Annotated in this window: 14 protein-coding genes and 1 pseudogene; 2 read left to right on the top strand and 13 right to left on the bottom strand. The window is 64.7% G+C overall.

Annotated features, from left to right (window positions below):
* Positions 1 to 71 precede the first annotated feature (71 nt).
* The 10 genes from HK439_RS15090 to HK439_RS15045 all read right to left on the bottom strand — a co-directional run bounded on the left by HK439_RS15090 (position 72) and on the right by HK439_RS15045 (position 9,829).
* Positions 72 to 1,256 carry a BatD family protein gene (locus HK439_RS15090; RefSeq protein ID WP_190292353.1) on the bottom strand — a complete coding sequence of 395 codons (1,185 nt, stop codon included), beginning with the start codon at positions 1,254 to 1,256 and terminating at the stop codon, positions 72 to 74.
* Positions 1,250 to 1,864, bottom strand: a complete 615-nt coding sequence (locus HK439_RS15085) for a hypothetical protein (RefSeq protein ID WP_190292352.1) — start codon at positions 1,862 to 1,864, stop codon at positions 1,250 to 1,252. Before HK439_RS15085 ends, HK439_RS15090 begins: the two co-directional genes overlap by 7 nt.
* On the bottom strand, positions 1,861 to 2,751 hold the full coding sequence (locus tag HK439_RS15080) for a VWA domain-containing protein (RefSeq protein WP_190292351.1): 891 nt from the start codon (positions 2,749 to 2,751) through the stop codon (positions 1,861 to 1,863). The genes HK439_RS15085 and HK439_RS15080 overlap by 4 nt, the downstream gene beginning before the upstream one ends.
* Complete coding sequence (locus HK439_RS15075; protein ID WP_190292350.1) at positions 2,748 to 3,695, bottom strand: VWA domain-containing protein; 948 nt, start codon at positions 3,693 to 3,695, stop codon at positions 2,748 to 2,750. Before HK439_RS15075 ends, HK439_RS15080 begins: the two co-directional genes overlap by 4 nt.
* Positions 3,696 to 3,705: 10 nt before the next feature.
* Positions 3,706 to 4,047 (bottom strand): hypothetical protein, encoded by a 342-nt coding sequence (locus HK439_RS15070; protein ID WP_190292349.1) that lies wholly within the window; start codon positions 4,045 to 4,047, stop codon positions 3,706 to 3,708.
* A complete protein-coding gene (locus HK439_RS15065; RefSeq protein WP_190292348.1) occupies positions 4,034 to 4,873 on the bottom strand; it encodes a DUF58 domain-containing protein in 840 nt (279 codons plus the stop codon). Before HK439_RS15065 ends, HK439_RS15070 begins: the two co-directional genes overlap by 14 nt.
* The gene (locus HK439_RS15060) at positions 4,867 to 5,817 is read right to left on the bottom strand and encodes an AAA family ATPase (RefSeq protein WP_190292347.1); all 951 of its coding nucleotides are present in this window, start codon (positions 5,815 to 5,817) and stop codon (positions 4,867 to 4,869) included. The genes HK439_RS15065 and HK439_RS15060 overlap by 7 nt, the downstream gene beginning before the upstream one ends.
* A gap of 89 nt (positions 5,818 to 5,906) precedes the next feature.
* Positions 5,907 to 7,232, bottom strand: coding sequence for a histidine kinase (locus HK439_RS15055; RefSeq protein WP_190292346.1), 1,326 nt, complete (start codon positions 7,230 to 7,232; stop codon positions 5,907 to 5,909).
* A complete protein-coding gene (locus tag HK439_RS15050; RefSeq protein ID WP_190292345.1) occupies positions 7,232 to 7,867 on the bottom strand; it encodes a response regulator transcription factor in 636 nt (211 codons plus the stop codon). The genes HK439_RS15055 and HK439_RS15050 overlap by 1 nt, the downstream gene beginning before the upstream one ends.
* Positions 7,868 to 8,632: 765 nt before the next feature.
* Positions 8,633 to 9,829: an MFS transporter gene (locus tag HK439_RS15045; protein ID WP_190292344.1), complete on the bottom strand. Its 1,197-nt coding sequence runs from the start codon at positions 9,827 to 9,829 to the stop codon at positions 8,633 to 8,635.
* An 88-nt stretch (positions 9,830 to 9,917) separates the two neighbouring features.
* Between HK439_RS15045 and HK439_RS15040 the strand changes: the two genes are divergently transcribed.
* A complete protein-coding gene (locus HK439_RS15040) occupies positions 9,918 to 10,238 on the top strand; it encodes an ArsR/SmtB family transcription factor (protein ID WP_190292343.1) in 321 nt (106 codons plus the stop codon).
* 500 nt (positions 10,239 to 10,738) lie between these two features.
* Here HK439_RS15040 and HK439_RS15035 read toward each other — a convergent pair whose 3' ends face one another.
* The 3 genes and pseudogenes from HK439_RS15035 to HK439_RS15030 all read right to left on the bottom strand — a co-directional run bounded on the left by HK439_RS15035 (position 10,739) and on the right by HK439_RS15030 (position 15,711).
* Positions 10,739 to 14,023, bottom strand: coding sequence for a hypothetical protein (locus HK439_RS15035; protein ID WP_190292342.1), 3,285 nt, complete (start codon positions 14,021 to 14,023; stop codon positions 10,739 to 10,741).
* 547 nt (positions 14,024 to 14,570) lie between these two features.
* A pseudogene (locus HK439_RS26935) lies at positions 14,571 to 14,789 on the bottom strand (GntR family transcriptional regulator); the annotation flags it as partial.
* A 31-nt stretch (positions 14,790 to 14,820) separates the two neighbouring features.
* Entirely contained in the window at positions 14,821 to 15,711 is an 891-nt protein-coding gene (locus HK439_RS15030; protein WP_190292341.1) for a LysR family transcriptional regulator, read from the bottom strand.
* A gap of 103 nt (positions 15,712 to 15,814) precedes the next feature.
* Here HK439_RS15030 and HK439_RS15025 point away from each other — a divergent pair, with 103 nt between their 5' ends.
* Positions 15,815 to 17,401 carry a proton-conducting transporter membrane subunit gene (locus HK439_RS15025; RefSeq protein ID WP_235987921.1) on the top strand — a complete coding sequence of 529 codons (1,587 nt, stop codon included), beginning with the start codon at positions 15,815 to 15,817 and terminating at the stop codon, positions 17,399 to 17,401.
* The last annotated feature ends 10 nt before the right edge of the window (positions 17,402 to 17,411 follow it).

Below are 17,411 nucleotides of genomic sequence, written 5' to 3'. Positions count from 1 at the left end.
GCAAACCGGGGGCCGCGACGGCGTAGGGCCCAGGTTCGGCGCGGGCCGGGCGGACACGCCCGCATGACCCGTCAGGGCCGGCTTTTCGCTTTGGCTCTCTTTCGGCTCAAAAGAGCCCGCCGGAATCTATCGGAATCAAAAGAGGCCGGGTCGGAGGGCTTCGCGTAGAGGACTTTGTCCAGCTCAACCGTTGCGTCTTCCGGTTCCGGAAGGTCGAGTGCCCGCCGTCTGGCAAGATAGCGTTCCGCAGCTGACCGGAGCGCCATGAGGTCTTGCCCCCTTGCGGCCGTCCGCAGCTCACGCCGGGTGGGGTCGATGGGCGACCAGCGTTTCAGGATCTGCAACAGCGCGGTGCCGCGGCGACGCGAGGCTCCCGCGAAACCGAAGAGAAGTCCGGTCAGCAATCCCGCTCCGAGCATGCCGAAGGCAGCCGTGGTCTGCGCCGGAGGAAGCCGGTCGACACCGGCGCGGTTCCCCGCAAAACTGGCATAGCCGAAGGGAATGGCCGGAATTTCCGCCTCTCCCATTTGCCGCGTCGACGTGTCGAACCACGGGATTTCAATTGCGGGCAGCACACCCGGCTCCCCGGTCTTCGGCCTCAGATGCCATTCCCAGACGACGGTGGTTTCCGGGCCGTATGGCGTCGGCTTCATCTTGCGGACTTCCGGCGCGGTAAAACTGATCAGCCAAGGTTGGCGTATGACCGGTCGCGCCGGCAGGAGATGGGGCAATGTTCCGCCGGCGCGAAGCGTCACCCGCCGAACGAGGGTTTCCCCGTCGCGCAATTTGCCCGGCTGCGTCGAGAGGTCGTCCTCCACCTCCAGGAAGGAGGCCGCAAGCGGTGAGCCTTGTGCCGGAAACGGTGTCACCTGGATCGTGAGCGGTTCGGCCTGAACATCCAGTACTTCGCGCCCACCGCCGGCGGCGGCAACGGTGAGGCGATGGGTGAGCGGACCGATCGTGAGCTGCCCGGCGCGGCGGGGGAAAAGCGCGATCCGCCGCTCGAACACCTTCACGGCCCGGCCGTCGACGCGCTCGTCGCGCCACTGGTCCTTGGCAAGCTGCATCCAGTCATAGGCGTCCGAATCGGGAAACGTCAGCGTTTCCAGGGCAATCCGGCGGGTGTACTCGCCGCGAACGATCACGGGAACCATTTCCCCGACGACGGGATGAACGTCCGGCACGACAAGGCGCAGGGTTTCGGCGCGGGCGAATCCGCACATCAGGAGCAGAAGGAGCGCAATACGGATCACCATGGATCGCCCTCACGCGGCCGGATCAGGCCCAGCCCGGCCCGGCGTTCGTATTCCTTGGCAAGGCGCAAGCGCAGGAACTCGCCGGGGTCGTCGGTGATCGTGTCGAGCCAGGCATCGGAGGCGGCATAGCCGCGCGCGGTCACCCTGCGCTGCCATTCCGGATCGGGTGTTCCGGGCCAGCCCCACTTGCTTTTTTCAGGCTGATACGAACCGTCGCCAACACCGGCCAGACGGCCCGGGGCAACGCTGTCGCCCAGCGTCTTGGGCGCCAGTTTATCGACGAGATCCCGCAGGCGGCGGGCCTCCGCATCGGCCGGATTGGAAAAAAGCACCGCGTCGAAATAGGCGACCGACAAGGCGTATTTGCCGGTCGCCGCAAGCGTCAGGGCCCGATTGAAGGTCTGGCCGCGCCCGGCGTCTGCGAAGGCCCTGTCCGCGGCTTCATAAGAGCCGGACCGGTAAAGCGCGAGGCCACGGGCTGCCGGATCGTTCATCAGCGCAGCTCCTGCCGGCAGTCCCGTCCAAAGCAGCAAGCGCCCCCATGCGCCGGGACCGGCAAGAAGGACACAGGCCAGTCCGGCCAGCAAGATGATTGCCGCCCGTCTCATCCGGACCTCCTGAAAAGACCGAGCAGCGGCAGCAGGGCCAGGGCGGCGACAAAGGGGCCGAGGTCGCGAAAATGAAGCGCGGTCAATGCACCGTCGCGGCGAAGCTTCGCGTTATGAGACACGGCGCCGAGCACCGGGCCCGGCGCCTGGGCGGGTGCGGATACAGAAAGGGGCTCGAGGACCGAAAAGGCGTTCTTTTTCACAGGGCCACCGGCCGCATCGTCCAGCGTCAGGACCAGCAGGCGGATGCCTGCGCCGGTCAGCCGTTCCGCCTCGGCGACCGCGTCGGCGGAAAGCCCGCCGCCGTCGGAGATCAGCACCAGATCCGCATCGGAAACACCTGACAGCATGTCCCGGGCAAGCGCGAAGGCGGCGGCCGGGCGGCTGCCCTTGTCCGGCATGGTGTCAGGCCCGAGCACCGCGATCTGGGTCTCCAGGGTTGCCGGATCCGCTGTCGGGGCAGCGACGTCATAGGCCTCGCCGGCAAACAGGATCAGACCGACCGGCCGGCCGTTGGCGGCGGCAAGCACCTGTGCCGCCGCAGCTTGCGCATCGGCAAGAGCCGGACTTTCGGCGACCGAGGGCGACATGTCGATCGCGATCAGGATCGCGCCGCTTCCGGCCAGGACCGGCGCGTCGGACCGCGGGAGAGCCGGTCCGGCAAGGCCGAGCGCGATCAATCCGGCGGCGATGAACGAGGTGACGCCGAACTGTCTGCTTACCCCTCGCAAATGGCCAAGCGTCCGCATCGCCGCAAGCATCCGCCCGGGCATAACCTCCTGCCAGCCGCCCGCATCCGGCCCGCGTCGCCAGCTCCACGCCGCCAAAAGCACAAGCACCGGCAATGCTGCAATCCACCAGGGCCGTAACAATGTCAGCTCGCTCATCCCTGCCTCCGCAACGCCAGGGAAATGAGCAAACCGAACGCAACGCCCGCCGGCCAGATCCAGAGCGGGCGCCAATACCGCAACGGCGGCCGCTGCATCGGGCTCGGCTCCAGCCGGTCCAGGGTTGCGGCCATCGCTTCAAGGTCGGTCATGGTGCGGACCCGGAAGCTGGTGCCTTTGCCGATTTCCGCAATGGCTCTCAGGGTTGCGGCATCGACGGCATCGCGGGATTGCGGCCGATGTTCCAGATCGTCGGGACCGAGCGCGATGGTGTGCACGCGAATACCGTGGCGCGCCGCCAGCCGGGCGACATCGGTCGCAGGCACCTTGCCGGACGTGTCGACGCCGTCCGACAGAAGCACAATCACCTTGGTCGCTGCGTTGCTTTCTTCCAGCCGCTTGACCGAAAGGCCGAGCCCGTCCGCGATCGCCGTCGCCCTGCCCGAGATGCCGATCTGCGCGGTTTCGATGGAGCGTGCGACCGAGCCAACGTCAAACGTCGGCGGTTGCGCCACATAGGGCCGTTCGCCGAAAACCACCAGGGCGATCCTGTCGCCTTTACGGGCCGCGACAAAGCCGGAGGCCACGCGCTTGACCGCATCCAGTCTGGACAGGGGCTTGCCGTCGAGCACGAAGTCTTCCTTGACCATGCTGCCGGAGAGATCGAGGGCGAGAATGATCTCCCGCCCGGAAAACGGCACGATATCGGTCGTCTCGGAAACACGCGGTCCGGCGAGTGCGAGAACCAGAGCGCTCCATGCACAAAGCGACAAGGCCTGCCCGACGCGGTCGCCACGGTGCGTCGCCGCCTCGGCCGCCGCAAAGGCCCCGGCTGGAACCGTCAACGCCGCCCGGACGCTCTTGCTCGTTGCCGCGAAACGGGAAACCAGCAAGGGCAACGGCAGGAGGAGAAGGATCCAGGGAAAGGCTAGAGCGAGTTGCATCTGAATGGGCTCATTTGCGTTTCGGCCTCGCTTTCAGGGCGATACGTTCGACGGTCCTGTCGTCCGGCAAGGCCGCCCTGCGATAAGCGGCAGGGCGCAGCTCTTCCGGCAGGCGGCCGACGATTTTCGCAATGGCAAGCAGCCGTTCTTCAGGCGGGAGGCCACGGGTGGCGCGGATCAAAGCCTTGCGCGACGGACGGCGCCTGACGAAAGGGGCAAGAAGCATCGACAGGAGGGCGGAAACGATCAGTCCCACGCCGAAAGCCAGCAGCAGGTCGGACGGACCGAGCGTCATCAGGTCCGGCGGCAGGCGGCCGTCCGGCAAGGCGGCAATGAGCTCAGCCTGCGTCATCGGCCAGCACCTCGACCGTGACGTTCAGGCCCCGCATTCGGGAGACCAGCGGCCCCGGTTCGAACGGGCGCAGCCGCGCAATCCGGCTGGCGCCGCCGGAGCAAATCGGCAGTGCGGAACCGGGCGGGAAAACCTCCATCGGATCGAGCGGGCAAAGCAGTGTCACCTGCCGCCTGCGCGCCAGGCGGGCGAGCGCCTGCTCATCCCCGGCCAAGATCCCCTCAGGACCGGTGGCAAGCCACACCTTGGCGCCGTGAGGGGCAAGTCTTGCGGCCTGGACCAGGGCCGCCGCAAGCGAAGGTGGGGACGAGCGGTCCTCCAGCGCCCGGTCATGTTCTTGTGCCAGCATTTCCGCAATCAGGCCGAACTGCCGGACGCCTGTCCGGGCCGACAGCGCCGCGATGCCGGCGGAGCCGATGCTCATCCCGGCGACGGACGCCCCGCGCGCGACGGCGTCCCAGCCGCGTCGGGCCAGGAGCCTTGCCGCCCGGACAGAGCGCAGCGCTGCCCCGGTTCCCCACAGCATTTCCGGGCGAAAATCGGCAATCAGCAGAACGGCATCGTCCCTGTCCTCGTGGAAACTGCGCACATGCAGAGTTCCCGTGCGGGCGCTTGCGGCCGGATCGATCCGCCGCGTGTCGTCGCCTTCCGAAAAGGCGCGGATCTCCCGCAGGTCCATGCCCGAGCCGGGCAGCCGGGCGGAAACGACGCCGGGTCTGCGGCTGGCCGGGCGGTGTCCGTTCGGCGGGCGCGGTTCGTTGCGCAGCGCCAGCAGTTCTCGCGCGCTGAGCCGGATACCGGGACGATCCAGGACGCTGCTCACCATGGCTCGACCGTCCGCAGGATTTCCTCCACAAGGCTGCGGCCCGTCCGTCCTTCGCTGACAGCGGCCCAACTCGGGACCAGACGATGGGAGAGTACATCGCCCGCCAGCGCCTGGGCATCTTCCGGTAGACCGTAGTCGCGCCCCTTCAGCCAGGCGCGGGCCCGAACCGAGGCAGCCAGGGCCAGCGTGCCGCGCGGCGAGACCGGATGTTCGACCCAGTCGGCGACGGCCCCGCCTGGGCGTGAAGCCATGACGAGGCGCACCATGAAGTCCTTCAGGGCCGGCGCGAGATGAACCCGCGCCACTTCCTCCTGAGCAAGACGAAGCTCCTCGCCGGACATCGGCGCCGCCGGGGCCGCGGACCGGGCGATCTCTTCGGCTTCGACCAGATCAAGGATCGCGCGCTCGTGCTCCGCCTGCGGAAGCCCGAGCGAGAGATGCAGAAGAAACCGGTCCATCTGCGCCTCCGGCAGCGGGAAGGTGCCCTCATGCTCGATGGGGTTCTGGGTGGCGACGACCATGAAGGGATCCGGCAAGGCACGGGTCACGCCGGATGTGGTCACCTGGCGTTCGGCCATGGCTTCAAGCAGCGCCGACTGCACCTTGGGCGGCGCCCGGTTGATCTCGTCGACCAGCACCAGGGAGTGAAACAGAGGTCCCGGGATGAAGTCGAATGCGCCGGTTTCGGGACGGTAAACCTGCGTCCCGGTCAGATCGGCAGGCAGCAGATCCGGCGTGCACTGGATACGGCCATGGCTGCCGGGCAAGTGCCTTGCCAGAAGTTTGACTGTGCGGGTCTTGGCAACGCCGGGCGGCCCCTCGATCAGGACGTGACCGCCGACCAGCAGGGCGATCAACAGGCGTTCGACCATGTCCTGATGCCCGATCAGGCCCGCGGAAACCTCCGCTTCCAAACGCACAATCGGATGACTGATATCGTCCATGCGCTTCCTCCTCCGGGAAACAAGGATGGGCCACTCTGCAGATCCGCGCCAGAGACGTCTTCCCGAGCGGTCCGGGAAGATTTCCCGGTTCAGTTCGGCAGTCGGACGCCGGCGCACATGCCGCCGTCTGCCGGGGTCAGGTCGAAGCTGCCGCCGAGCGCGTTGACCCGTTCGCGGATGCCGAGCAGCCCGTAGCCGTTGCCGACCGGCGCATCGTCCCGCGCCCCGCCGTCATCGGCAACGGTCAGCGCGATTTCCGCGCCGACATCGAGCCGGACACGCACGGTTTTGGGAGCGCCGTGCCGGATCGCATTCGTCAGGCACTCCTGGATGATGCGATAAAGGCTGAGAGCGAGGTCATCGGAAACGGTGTCCGGATCCCCGGACAATTCCAGCAGGAAGCGCACGGACGGCAGTCGGCCGCGCCAGCCCGCGACCAGGCGCTGGAGTGCTGCATCGAGCCCAAGTTCGTCGAGGTCCGGCGGACGGAGACGGGAAAGCTCGTCCCGCAGGCTTTGCATCATCTGACCGGAAATTTCGGCGATCCGGGCGCCGTCCCGGGCGGTCGTTTCGCCGGATTGCGCTACCGCCGTGGCCAGGGCACGGGTCGCCGTCAGGCACTGGCCGAATTCGTCATGCAGCTCGCGCGCAAGGGCGCGGCGTTCGCTTTCCTGAACCGTGAACAGCCGCCGTGTCAGGTCGGTCCGGGTATCGCGGGCTTCCTGCAAGGCCCTGGCGGTGTCGTTCAGCGCAAGGCCCAGCCGATCGAATTCGGTCACCTTCTGCCGGGGCTGGCGGGCGGCGAAATCGCCGCTCTGCAGACGCTCGATGCCGCTGAGGATCGTCCGGAAGGGAAACAGGAGACGCCCGACCAGCAGGCCGGTCAGGAGCGCGCCGCCGACCGCCATGCCCAGCGCCAGCCGCATCAGATCGCCGGTCCGGTCCCAGGCGCGGGCGATGATGACCTTCGGATCGGCGTAGGCGGTGACACGGGCATTGGACGCGTAGCGTGTCCGGACGGGCCGGGTAATCGGGTCCGGAACCAGTCCGATCGCTTCCGCAAGCTTCCCGAACCAGGACGGCGGGGCGGTATCGGCAGCAACGTAGGAGCCGCAGCGGCGATGGTCGGGCCGACCGTCGGCACCGAACTCGACGCAGATGCCAGGCGCGATCAGCGTCCACCTGGGAAAGCCCTGCCAGTCGAGAAAGGCCGGCACCGGCGCCACGCCCCCGAACGCAAGACCTATGAAATCGGGCCGTGCCGCGATTGCCTGCGCAACACGCTCGGCGGTGATGCGCGCATCCTCCCGGGCGGCGTCCGCCGTTGCCCACAACACCCATGCCGCCCCGAGGAGAACCGTCGCCAGCCCCGCGGCGAGCACGCGCAACACAAGCTGGGGCAGAAGGCCGCGCATCAGCCCGACTGCGCCAGCCCGGCCCGCTGCGCCTTGAGCACGAGATCGGCGTCGCCGGACGCATTGAGCTTGGCCCGGACCTGGGACAGGTTGTTTTGCACCGTCTTGGCCGAGAGGCCGAGATTGCGGGCGATCGCCCGTCCGCTCATGCCGCCTGCCAGAAGCTGCAGAATGTCCAGCTCGCGCGGCGTCAGGGCCGCGATATCGTCGCTGCCGAACGAGGTCTGGGCAATCTCCTGCGCCATATCGGACGACAGCGCCCTGCGCCCGGCCATGACCCTGGCAATCGTGGCGACCAGTTCTTCCGGGGGACTGCTTTTGGAGACGAAGCCCCGTGCGCCCGCCGCCATGGCCTTTTGCGCGAAAAAGGCGCCCTGGTGCATGGAAACGATGACAATCCGGGCGGCGGGATCGTGAGAGAGAATGGCTTTCACGGCTTCCAGCCCGCCCGTGCCGGGCATGGAGAGGTCCATCAGGACGATATCGGGACCATGGTCCAGGAATGCGGCGACGGCGGCCTCGCCATCGCCGGCTTCGGCCACGACCGACAGGCCCGGCTGCCGTTCCAGCAGACGCAGATACCCCTCCCGCACGATCGGGTGGTCGTCGACCAAGAGAATACGGATCGCTGCCATGAAGATATGATAGCACCCGCGACTGCCCGCTCAACGCATCCTTAATGGTCGGAAACGGGACGTAATCCATGCCTGAATCTGCACGGAAATCATCGCCGTTCCTGCGGGCAATCCTCAGACTCCGCCTTTCCGCCAGCGCAGCAACCCGGCCGTCAACGCTTCCGCGATGACTGCAACGCTGTAGAGTGGTAACGTCGCCTTCAACCCGCACTGCTGAACGCAGGCCCAAACTCTGAAAAGATGAAATTCTCAACGATTAAAGACAAATATACAGGATAAAGAAATTGAAGCCTGCATGGATTCTCAAGGCAATATTTTATCTAACAATTACAATTCTTAATGCTTATCTGATTTATAATTTTTATTCCAAAAACGACACAAGAGATATAATCCTGTTAATTTCGATTATTATAATTTTTAGCTATAGAATATTTGTTTTAAATCACAAGAACGATATAAAAGCAGCGAATTTGTTCAATTTCCAAACACACGACCCTGACAAGTCTCTCTATCCCATGGATAAAGAGCATCTCGAGGATATGGCGACCTCCTTCATTGGTTTCCCTACTATTATTTTAGCATTCGGTGGACCATTTCTGGCCTTGGGACAAACTGACGGCCTTTCGGAGTTTTCAATTATTAATTTCATCCTGTTTTGCTCTCTCTTTTTATTTGAAATATTTAGAAGGCTGAAGATATAGCGTCTCCAAGCTTGGATTTCGCTTTGGTCGCCGCTAGCCGGTGACGCGCGCGACCACACCGCCCTCAGTCGCCGCCCCTGCGCCAGCGCAGAAAGCCGGCCGTGCCCGCGCCCGCGATGACGACCGCGCCGTAGAGCGTCACGGTTACCTTCAGCCCGATGATCGGGACGAGAACCCCAGCGATGACGGAGGGCACGCTGAAGGAGAGATAGCTGAGCGTGAAGATCGACGCGAAGAGCTCCGCCCGCGCGTCGGGCGCCGCCGTCGGCACGACCGTTTTAAGCACGCCGTAGAAACAGGTGCCGAAGCCGGTGCCGGCGAAGGCCAGCGCGGCCAGGTAGAGAGGCAGGCTGCCAACCCAAAGCGCGACGAGGCAAATGGCCGTGCCCAGGCTCATGACCAGTGTGCCGTAGAGGATGACGCCATGGCCCGAGCGCTTCTGGGCAACGAGGCAGGCGAGCGCGCCCATGCCCGCAAGCAGCGTGATTACCAGCCCCTGGGGTATGGCGGAGCGGATGGCGAACACCTGCGCCACGATCGATGCGCCGAGCGACAGGTAGAGGCCGCCGGTCGCCCAGCTGGCGAAGAGCGCCGGTGCGCTGCTCCAGAACACCTTGCGGGAGCTTGATGGCACGCCGACCCGGGGCTTAAGCGATGCCAGAAAGCCGGCATGACGTGGGGCCGTTTCCGGAAACAGCCAGATCGCCAGGGCAAAGACGACGCTGACCGCCACGAACCCGCCGAAGACGTAAGCCTGGGGCGTTGCCGACAGATCGAGGAAAAAACCGGAGACAAGCGCCCCGAGCGCCAGCCCCAGGAGCGGAACGACGGTGTTGATCACCGCCGCCAGTCCCGGCCGGGAGCGCGGCTCGAAGTCGGTGATCGTGGCAGGCAGTGTGGAGACCAGCAGGCCGCAGGCGGCCCCCTGCAGGATGCGGGCAATGATCAGCCCGGACACGGTCGTCGCCTGATCGAAGACATAAAGGGCAAGTGCGAGCAGCGCGAAGCCCAGGCTCAGGACCGGCCGCCGCCCGACATGGTCGGACGCGGAGCCCGCCACCAGGAGCGCGGTGAGCAGCGCCAGCGCGTAGACCGCGAAGACGACGGTCATAAGCGCGGGCGAAAACCCGATCTCGGCGCGCAGCACCCGATAGAAGGGCGACGGCGCACTGGCGCTCGCCATCATCGCCAGCGAGCCGAGGGTTGTGACCAGAAAGCCGGTCCGGCTCTGCGGCATGGCGGCGGATACGGCATATGACATGGGACACGCCTCATTGGTTCGAAAATATTCGAACTATTACATAGTTCCTTCCCGAGGAAGGTTCAACTATATTCGAACCGTGAGCAAGATGGAAAAATCCGCACCCGATCCGCTGGAGCATCCGCGGGAAGACGAAATAGACCTTTCAAAGGTTCTTTTCGCGCTGAGCGATCCTGCCCGGCTTGAGCTGGTCCGGCAGTTGAGGGACGCGCCGCTGGAGGCGGCCCGCTGCCACCTGCAGGACCCCTCCCTGCCGAAATCGACGAAATCCCACCAGATGAAGGTCCTGCGCGAAGCCGGCGTCATCCGTAACGAACCGAAAGGCCGCGGCCGTCTTCTCTCCCTGCGCCGGGAAGAACTCAACCGGCGTTTTCCGGGGCTGCTGGATGCGATTCTGGATGCGTCGTGAGGGGGAACGGATTCAAGGGAACTTGAGGCGGGTTGGACTCCAGGAAGTGTGACAGAACTGGGGATTGGACCGAAAACCGGCGGGCGTTGACGCTAACTCCTATGTGCGCTTCGCCTCCGCATTTCGGTCATTCGCGTTTGCCGACCAGGTTCCTGAAGGCGGACGTTGCGCCAAGCCTGCCTCAAGGGGGTATTGTTCTTGATACCAATCAGCGCCGCTGTCTCGGAGTTCGGCACGGGCTGGAGTAACGAATGTTGCGGTAGCCGTGAAGCCGTAATCCCGCCAAACCCGACACGCAAACACCTACAGATACGACCGCGAAACCCAGAAGATCCATAATCCGGTCGAGGGCAGTTTTGCCGTCTCAAGGACTTTCGGCGCTGTGCAACCCGATTCGACAAACGGGTTGTTCATTCCATCGATCCCGAGACTGGTTAGGTTGGGTCACCAACCAGTCTCAGGCCTTCGATGCGAGTGAACAACCTTTCTTGACTTCACACCTAGGGGCGTGGGCAGCCCGACGCGTAATACCGCGCTGCCAGTGCCTCGTCGCGCGGGAGATCGAGGTCGAAGCGCATATCCCTGAGCTCATTGAGATAGGCGATCCTGTCGACAGTCTCCTTGGAATGTTCTTCGCTCAATATCTCGGTGCCGCAGGCCGCGTGCCATTGCTCGGGCCGAATTCCGGCCGCATCGTTACGCCCGGCCAGGTCCAGGCATGCGCGCGTTGCAACGCCCGGGGAAGGATTGTCGGCGCTCGAAGCTTCAGCGAGCAGCTTCTTCATCGCCGCCTCGACCTGGCCCGGCCTCACGTTCCACCGCAAAGTGGGCGCCTTCGCGTTGACCGCAGGAAGCGTTGCGGCCGCGATTTTCGGGAGTTCCTCCAGAGGAAAGCTTTCCGACATCGCGCCGTCAAGAGCATTGCGGAAGAACCGCTGCAACCGGGTGAAGGCCACCATATCCGCGTAGATCTCTGCGTGCTTTGAAGACTGCGAAATCAGGTTCACGATTTCCTTATTCAACCGCGGGGCGGTTTCGGCAAGCTCCCACGGCTCGGGATCGGCGTATTCCTCGGGTGCCAGGTTCCCGGGATCGAACCAGGCCTTGCTCGGGTCGGCGAAATAGGCGGGACTCGATATCGCCACCTGCACCATGAAGCGAAGCGGACCCAGTGCGTCCTCGCCTTGGCCCGTCAGGAAATCGAGATCTGCAGCCACTCGATAGTCATTCTCGCGAACGCCGCTCCAGGTCTGGAATTCCACAGGTGGGGCGAGCCATTGCTGCCCCCGATTCAATGTCTCCGTTGCCGCTCTGGTTGCGGCCTCCGAGGCGCAACCTGTGAATGCGGTCAGATCGTTGGCTTTTTTTCGGCATTCGTCGACCAGGGCGGTGATCTGCGTGTCGAAATAGGCGGGTTTTGAGGCGATGACCAGTGGCGCCCCCCTGTCCGAAAGGCGGATCCCTGCAGCCAGCGTTTCCCGTTTGTCGGGCTTCGCCCGGGCCGCGTCCTCGACAAGCGGCTCCGCTTGATTCACGGAGATAAAGGACTTTCCGGCCTCGGTCGCGGCGACCTTAACGACCTGGATGTTCCGCACCAGGTTGTAGAGGGCTATTTCGCCTTCGGCATGCAGGGTTTCGATTTCGCGCAGCTCCTGCAGGCTTTCAACGCGATTTGTCACCTCGTCGGCAAACTGATCGAGCCGTCTTGCGCGGCAGCCGAGGCCCGTATCGACAAGGGCGGGATGATGCAGGATGCGCAGGTCCCACAGAGGCGGGGCGGTGACCATGGTCACCGTCGTGGGGCGCTTGTCGGCGGCATAGGCCAGGGCAAGATGAACGATCGCCGGATCGAACGGGCCAAAGCTCCTGACGGGTTCGCCTGCGACGGCCAATCGGAAACGGAATTCCCGCCTTTCGAGGGTCCAGTCGAAACGGTCCACGCGCAGTTGCCCGCCTTTCTCCGCATTCTGTCCGATCAGAACGCCACCGATGCGCGAGAAACCCCGCAGCCGGCCAAAGGAGACAGCCCGGCGGGCCGCCACACGGGACTGGCGCAGTACGGCCTGGGTGGCATGCAGGCGCGCCGGCGGCGCGCCGTCGAGTTTCAGGGCGCGCGCGGTGCGGGCGCGGCGGGTTTCGAGTTCCTGTCCCTCGTATCCGGGAAAGTAGTCGGAGAATTCCACAAGGGTGGCCGCGGCGCTGACGTTTTGTCCCGAAAAACGGGCCGCGCGGGCCGTCGCTCTGGCCGCGGCTGCATCCGAAACCGGCAGGGTGCGCGCATCGAGGATCGCTCGCCCGTCGGAGAGCCGCGTGGAGATGGCGTCCGATGTCGGCACGATCCCGGAGAGCCGGCGCAGACCCTCGACATTTGCGGCCGGGATGGCCTTAACCGTGCGCGCAGAGGTGCGGGCTGCCGCACCGTCGAGATCCCCGGTCCTTGCGAAGTCGGTGAGGAAGCCGCGTGCGCTTGCTTCGGAGTAGGCGCTGGCTGCATCTGCCGAAACGTTCGCGCCGAAGCGCCGGGCCTGTTCGCCCCAGAAGCTGTTCGGCGTACCGGCGTTGCCGAGCACGTCTCCGATCGCCTGGTTGACGATGATCGCCTGCAGGCGCTGGGGAGGTGCAACCGCGCCGAAGGAGGCCTGGTAGGTGCGAAGACGGGCCTTCACCCTTTTCCAGAGGCCCGGATTGCGCCTGGCGAGATCCCGGGCCTCCGCCTGGACCTGGCGACCCAGTGGCGTCCGGGGGCCGTTCCCGGCCTTGGCAGAGCGCTCGAGGAGAGCATCGGTCTGCTGGTCGAGAGCACTCGCGGGAGCGGAGGGCATATGGTCCACGGTGAGCGTCTGTGAACGGGAGGCCGCACTGCTCAGGATGGCGCGTCGCGCCTGTTCCCTGCCATAGGCCCGGATCGCGCCTTGTCCGCCGGCGCGGGCTGCACTCCTGACCAGCGCGTCCGGAACGAACCGGGATTCGAATGCCTGAGCAAGATCGGAGGCCGCCTGTTCGTCGTCTTCATCGAGCGATACGGTCTCAGGCGTCGCTTCATCGGTCGGTTGCGTTGCTTCGTCCCAGGCCTGATTGATTTCCCCGCGTGCGACGGCGAACTCGAAACTCCGGGTATCGGCCATGAGTGCGATGCGCTTCCGGTCAAGCCGGTCGAGCGCCAGCGGTCCGGTCAGCACCAGTGAAGCCGGGATGACCGCCATCAGGCAGCAGATTGCCAGAACCTTTCCCGCATTCCCGAGCGTGTCGTGGAACCCTTGCGAGACGAAGAACGTGCGCAGGCGGCCGGACGGTGCCTCGTTCGCCTGTTCCGCCTGAAGCGCTGCCCCGATTTCGCCTTCGGCGCGGCGCAGGAGGTCAAGCTGATGGTGCAGTTGTTCCATCTTGAAGAGGTGCATGCCGGTTTCGATGATCTCTTCCTGCTCGCCCTTCGCCGCGATCAGTCCGTCGAGCCTGCTGCGCAACTCGTCCATCTGCGCGGCAACGACCTTCATGCGGTCGTCGGGCGGAAGCGCCGGCAATTCCTCCGTCTCGGCCTGTTGCTGCAAGGCGGCCATCGCCGCGTCGAGACGAGCGGCAATCTCTTGCTGGGCGACGCGCTTCGTTCGCTTGTAACTCCACCACAGCAGGCCGAGCGCCGCGGCTGCGGCCGCAAACAGGCCCAGGTGGCCGCTCACCCGTTCCAGCAGGGAAGACCACGCACGGACGTTTTCCAGGGCCGCCTCGGCGTGGGCGAGGTCGACGGGGTTCTGCCTCGCCAGCACCGCCAGCGCGGCCCAGGTCACTCCGGCCGACAGCGTGAACCAGAAAAGCAGGTTCGCCAGCGTTTCAGTTGCGGCAAGAAGAGCTACACGGCCCGGACGTTTATGTATCTCGCCCCCCGGCGCCGCTAAACGGCGGACCAAAGGCAGAAAGAATAGCCGTGCGACCGCGAATAAACCTAATGAAGACAAGAATATGGATAAAATCTGCATTCTGAAATCCCCCAAAAAATTAAATTATACTCTGAAAACTCGAAAATTTAACCTAAAATTGTAATTTTATGAACCGCCCAGGTGAGCCTCCTGGCGGTGGAGGGAGAATTGCTCGGTCACAGTCCGAGCATCATGGTTGTGATGCAGACACAGCGCATCGTGCAGGCCTTGAAGATTGCAGACATCCGGTTTTCGACGATTTTCTTGAAATGACCGGAGCAGTGAGACCAGTCCCCTACCGCATCCGGTTTGGTTCAACGGCGGATGTCATCAACAACAAGGCAGCCCGCTTGTCGTTAGATGTTTGATCCCAGGGAATGATATTTCGAGCATTTTCTGGAAAGGAAAAGAACGCCCCTCAGCAAATCGTCGCCGTCGCCAGGGCATGCTCCACACCACCCTTGATGTGGCGGGCAAGGACCTCGCAGGCTTAGGCCGCGTTGCGCTCCAGCGCGTGTTCCAGCAGGAGGCGGTGTTCTTGCGCCGCGATATCGCCGCGATAGGACAGTGCGACGAGCTGAAAGCGCAGGTACTTGTCGAAGTCGTCGGCATGGGTCTCCATCAGGAGTTCGGATCCGGATTTGCCTTGATGGACCGGTATACTCCCCTCAATCCCCCCTGTTCCTGAACGTCTGCAAAAGCTCCGCCACGAGCGGATTCGGAAAACGCCGGTGCAGGGTCACGGCGAAGAACTCCTCCTTGATGCCCTCGAGCCGTCCCAGTTCGACGAGCATTCCCGTCGACAGCTCGTCTCTGACGACAATCGGGGGAATGACGGCAATGCCGGCGCCGGCGCGGGCCAGGAGGCGGAGCATGGCCATGTCGTCGGCTTCCGCTGCAATTTTCGCAGGAATGCCCATTTGCTCCACGAGTGCATCGAAGGACGCCCGCAAGGCGGACTCCGGCGTCGGCAGGATCAGCGGTTCGTCGGCGAGCAGGTCGGCAAGGGGCCGGCCCGCCGATCCGGCGGCTGACGGCAGACCGATCAGGCTGACCGGTTGTTCGGAAAGGGAGTGAACGAGATAGGGGCTCGATGCATCCCGGGCCGGGACGAGGTTCGTCAGGACAACGTCGACCGAAAGCGCTTCCAGCGCCCGCAGCAGGTCCGCCTGCGCCCCGGAGCGGAGAACCACTTCCACATCGGAGCGTCCGATCAGCGGTTCCAGGAAACCGATCTGGAAGTTCCGCGAAAGCGTTGCGAGCGCCCCGACCCTGAGCGCCTTGCGCCCGGTGCCCGCGTTGCGCAATGTCGCCGTCAGGTCGTCCGCGGTGCGAAAGATCGCCTCGGCATGGTCGAGGGCGATCCGGCCGGCTTCCGTGAGAGCCAGCCCGCGCCCCCTGCGTTCGAAGAGATCGTGGCCGAGCGAGGCTTCCAGCGTCTTGATCTGCGAGGACAGCGCCGACTGGGACAGGTTCAGCGTGCGCGCCGCGCCGGTCAGCGTGCTGTCGCGGGCGACCGCGCGGAACAGTCTCAGGTGATGAAGGTTCAGCACATCCACTCTTCCAAAATATAGAACGATATCGAAGATAATATGTATTTTTATAGATAAAAGCGAGGCGGTATATCCACGGCGACCCACGAACCGACAGCAAGGCTTTCCCATGTCGTCCCTCATGCCCCAGCTCATCCCCCAGCTCATCCCTCTGGCCCTTCTGGCGCCTGTCGTGCTTCTGGCTACATCGTCATTCGCCGCGGTTCGCAGCGGCCGTCGTCCCGCCGTCCTGCCACGGCTGTCCGAAGGGGCCGCGCTTGTGGCGCTGGTGCTTGCGGCAGCCGGAACGGTGCAACTGCTCGTCGCGGGGCCTGTCCGCCTTTCCCTGTTCGAGGGTCCTTTCCCGCTCGTCTTCCGCCTCGATGCGATCAGCGCGACAATGACGATGCTGGTCGCGTTCATCGGCTGGATCGTCCTGCGCTATTCCCGCAGTTACCTCGACGGCGAAGCACGGGAAGGCGCGTTTCACGGATTGATGCTTGCCGCTCTGGCCGCCGTCCTGGTCCTGGTCCAGTCGGGAAGCATGATGGTTCTGGTGCTCGGGTTCGTCAGCATCGGGCTTTGCGTGCGCAGGCTGCTTCTGTTTTATCCCGAGCGGGCCGCCGCAAAGCGGGCATCGACCAAATTCGCGCTCGTGTGGCATGCCGGCAATATTGCCCTCGCCGTCAGCACGGCCCTGTTCGCGGCAGCTTTGGGCACAGGGGAATTCAACCGGCTGGTCGAGCTCGCCGGACCTCACCTCACGCTTCCCGTGCATCTGGCGGTCGTCTTTCTCGTGCTCGCTGCCGTGTTGAAAACAGCGGCGTTCCCGCTGCACGGCTGGCTGACGGAGGTCATGGAAGCGCCGACGCCGGTCTCCGCCCTTTTACACGCCGGCATCATCAATGCGGGCGGCTTCCTGCTAATCCGGACGGCGGATCTCGTCCAGGCGAGCCCGGGCGCAATGGGCACGCTCGTCGCCATCGGCGGTCTGACCGCTCTTTTCGGCGCCGTGGTGATGCTGACCCAGAGCGCGGTCAAGACCGCGCTCGCCTGGTCCACGATCTCCCAGATGGGGTTCATGCTGCTCCAGTGCGGGCTTGGCCTGTGGCCGCTTGCGCTGCTGCATATCGTTGCCCACTCGCTCTACAAGGCCCATGCCTTCCTGTCGTCCGGCGGCGCCGTGGAAGCCGTCGCCGGCCTGCGCAGACCCGGCCCGATCGCCGTGCCCAGCCTGGCCAATGTGGCGAAGTCCTTCGCAATTGCCCTGGTTCTTTACGCCGCGGTTTCGGTCGCCTTTTCCGTCGTCGTCGGTCCCAAGACACCGCAGGCCCTCGCCCTCGGCGCCGTGCTTGTTTTCGGTGTGGCCTATCTCGTGGCGCAAGGCCTTGCGGATACGGCCCCTGCCGACCTGACCTACCGCACGTCCGTTTCCGCAGGCGCCGTCGCGCTGGCCTATTTCACGTTTCAGCAGGTGGCCCACCGGATCTGGGGTGCGGCCCTGCCCGAAACGCCGGTCGCAGGACCGCTCGAATGGGCGCTGATCGTGCTGACCGTCTTCTCCTTCGGCCTGGTCGCCTTCGCCCAATCCCTGTTTCCGCTGTGGGCCCACCATCCGGCGACCGCCGGCCTGCGGGTGCATGTGGCGAACGGACTTTACCTCAATGCGCTCCTTGACCGCCTCATCGGCGGATACCGGGTCGCCAAATCCAGATAAGACGAGGGAC

The sequence above is a fragment of the Roseibium aggregatum genome (assembly GCF_014692675.1).
GTDB lineage: Bacteria > Pseudomonadota > Alphaproteobacteria > Rhizobiales > Stappiaceae > Roseibium > Roseibium aggregatum_C.
The sequence above is the reverse complement of the archived record's forward strand: the minus strand, read 5'-3'. Positions and strand labels throughout refer to the sequence as shown.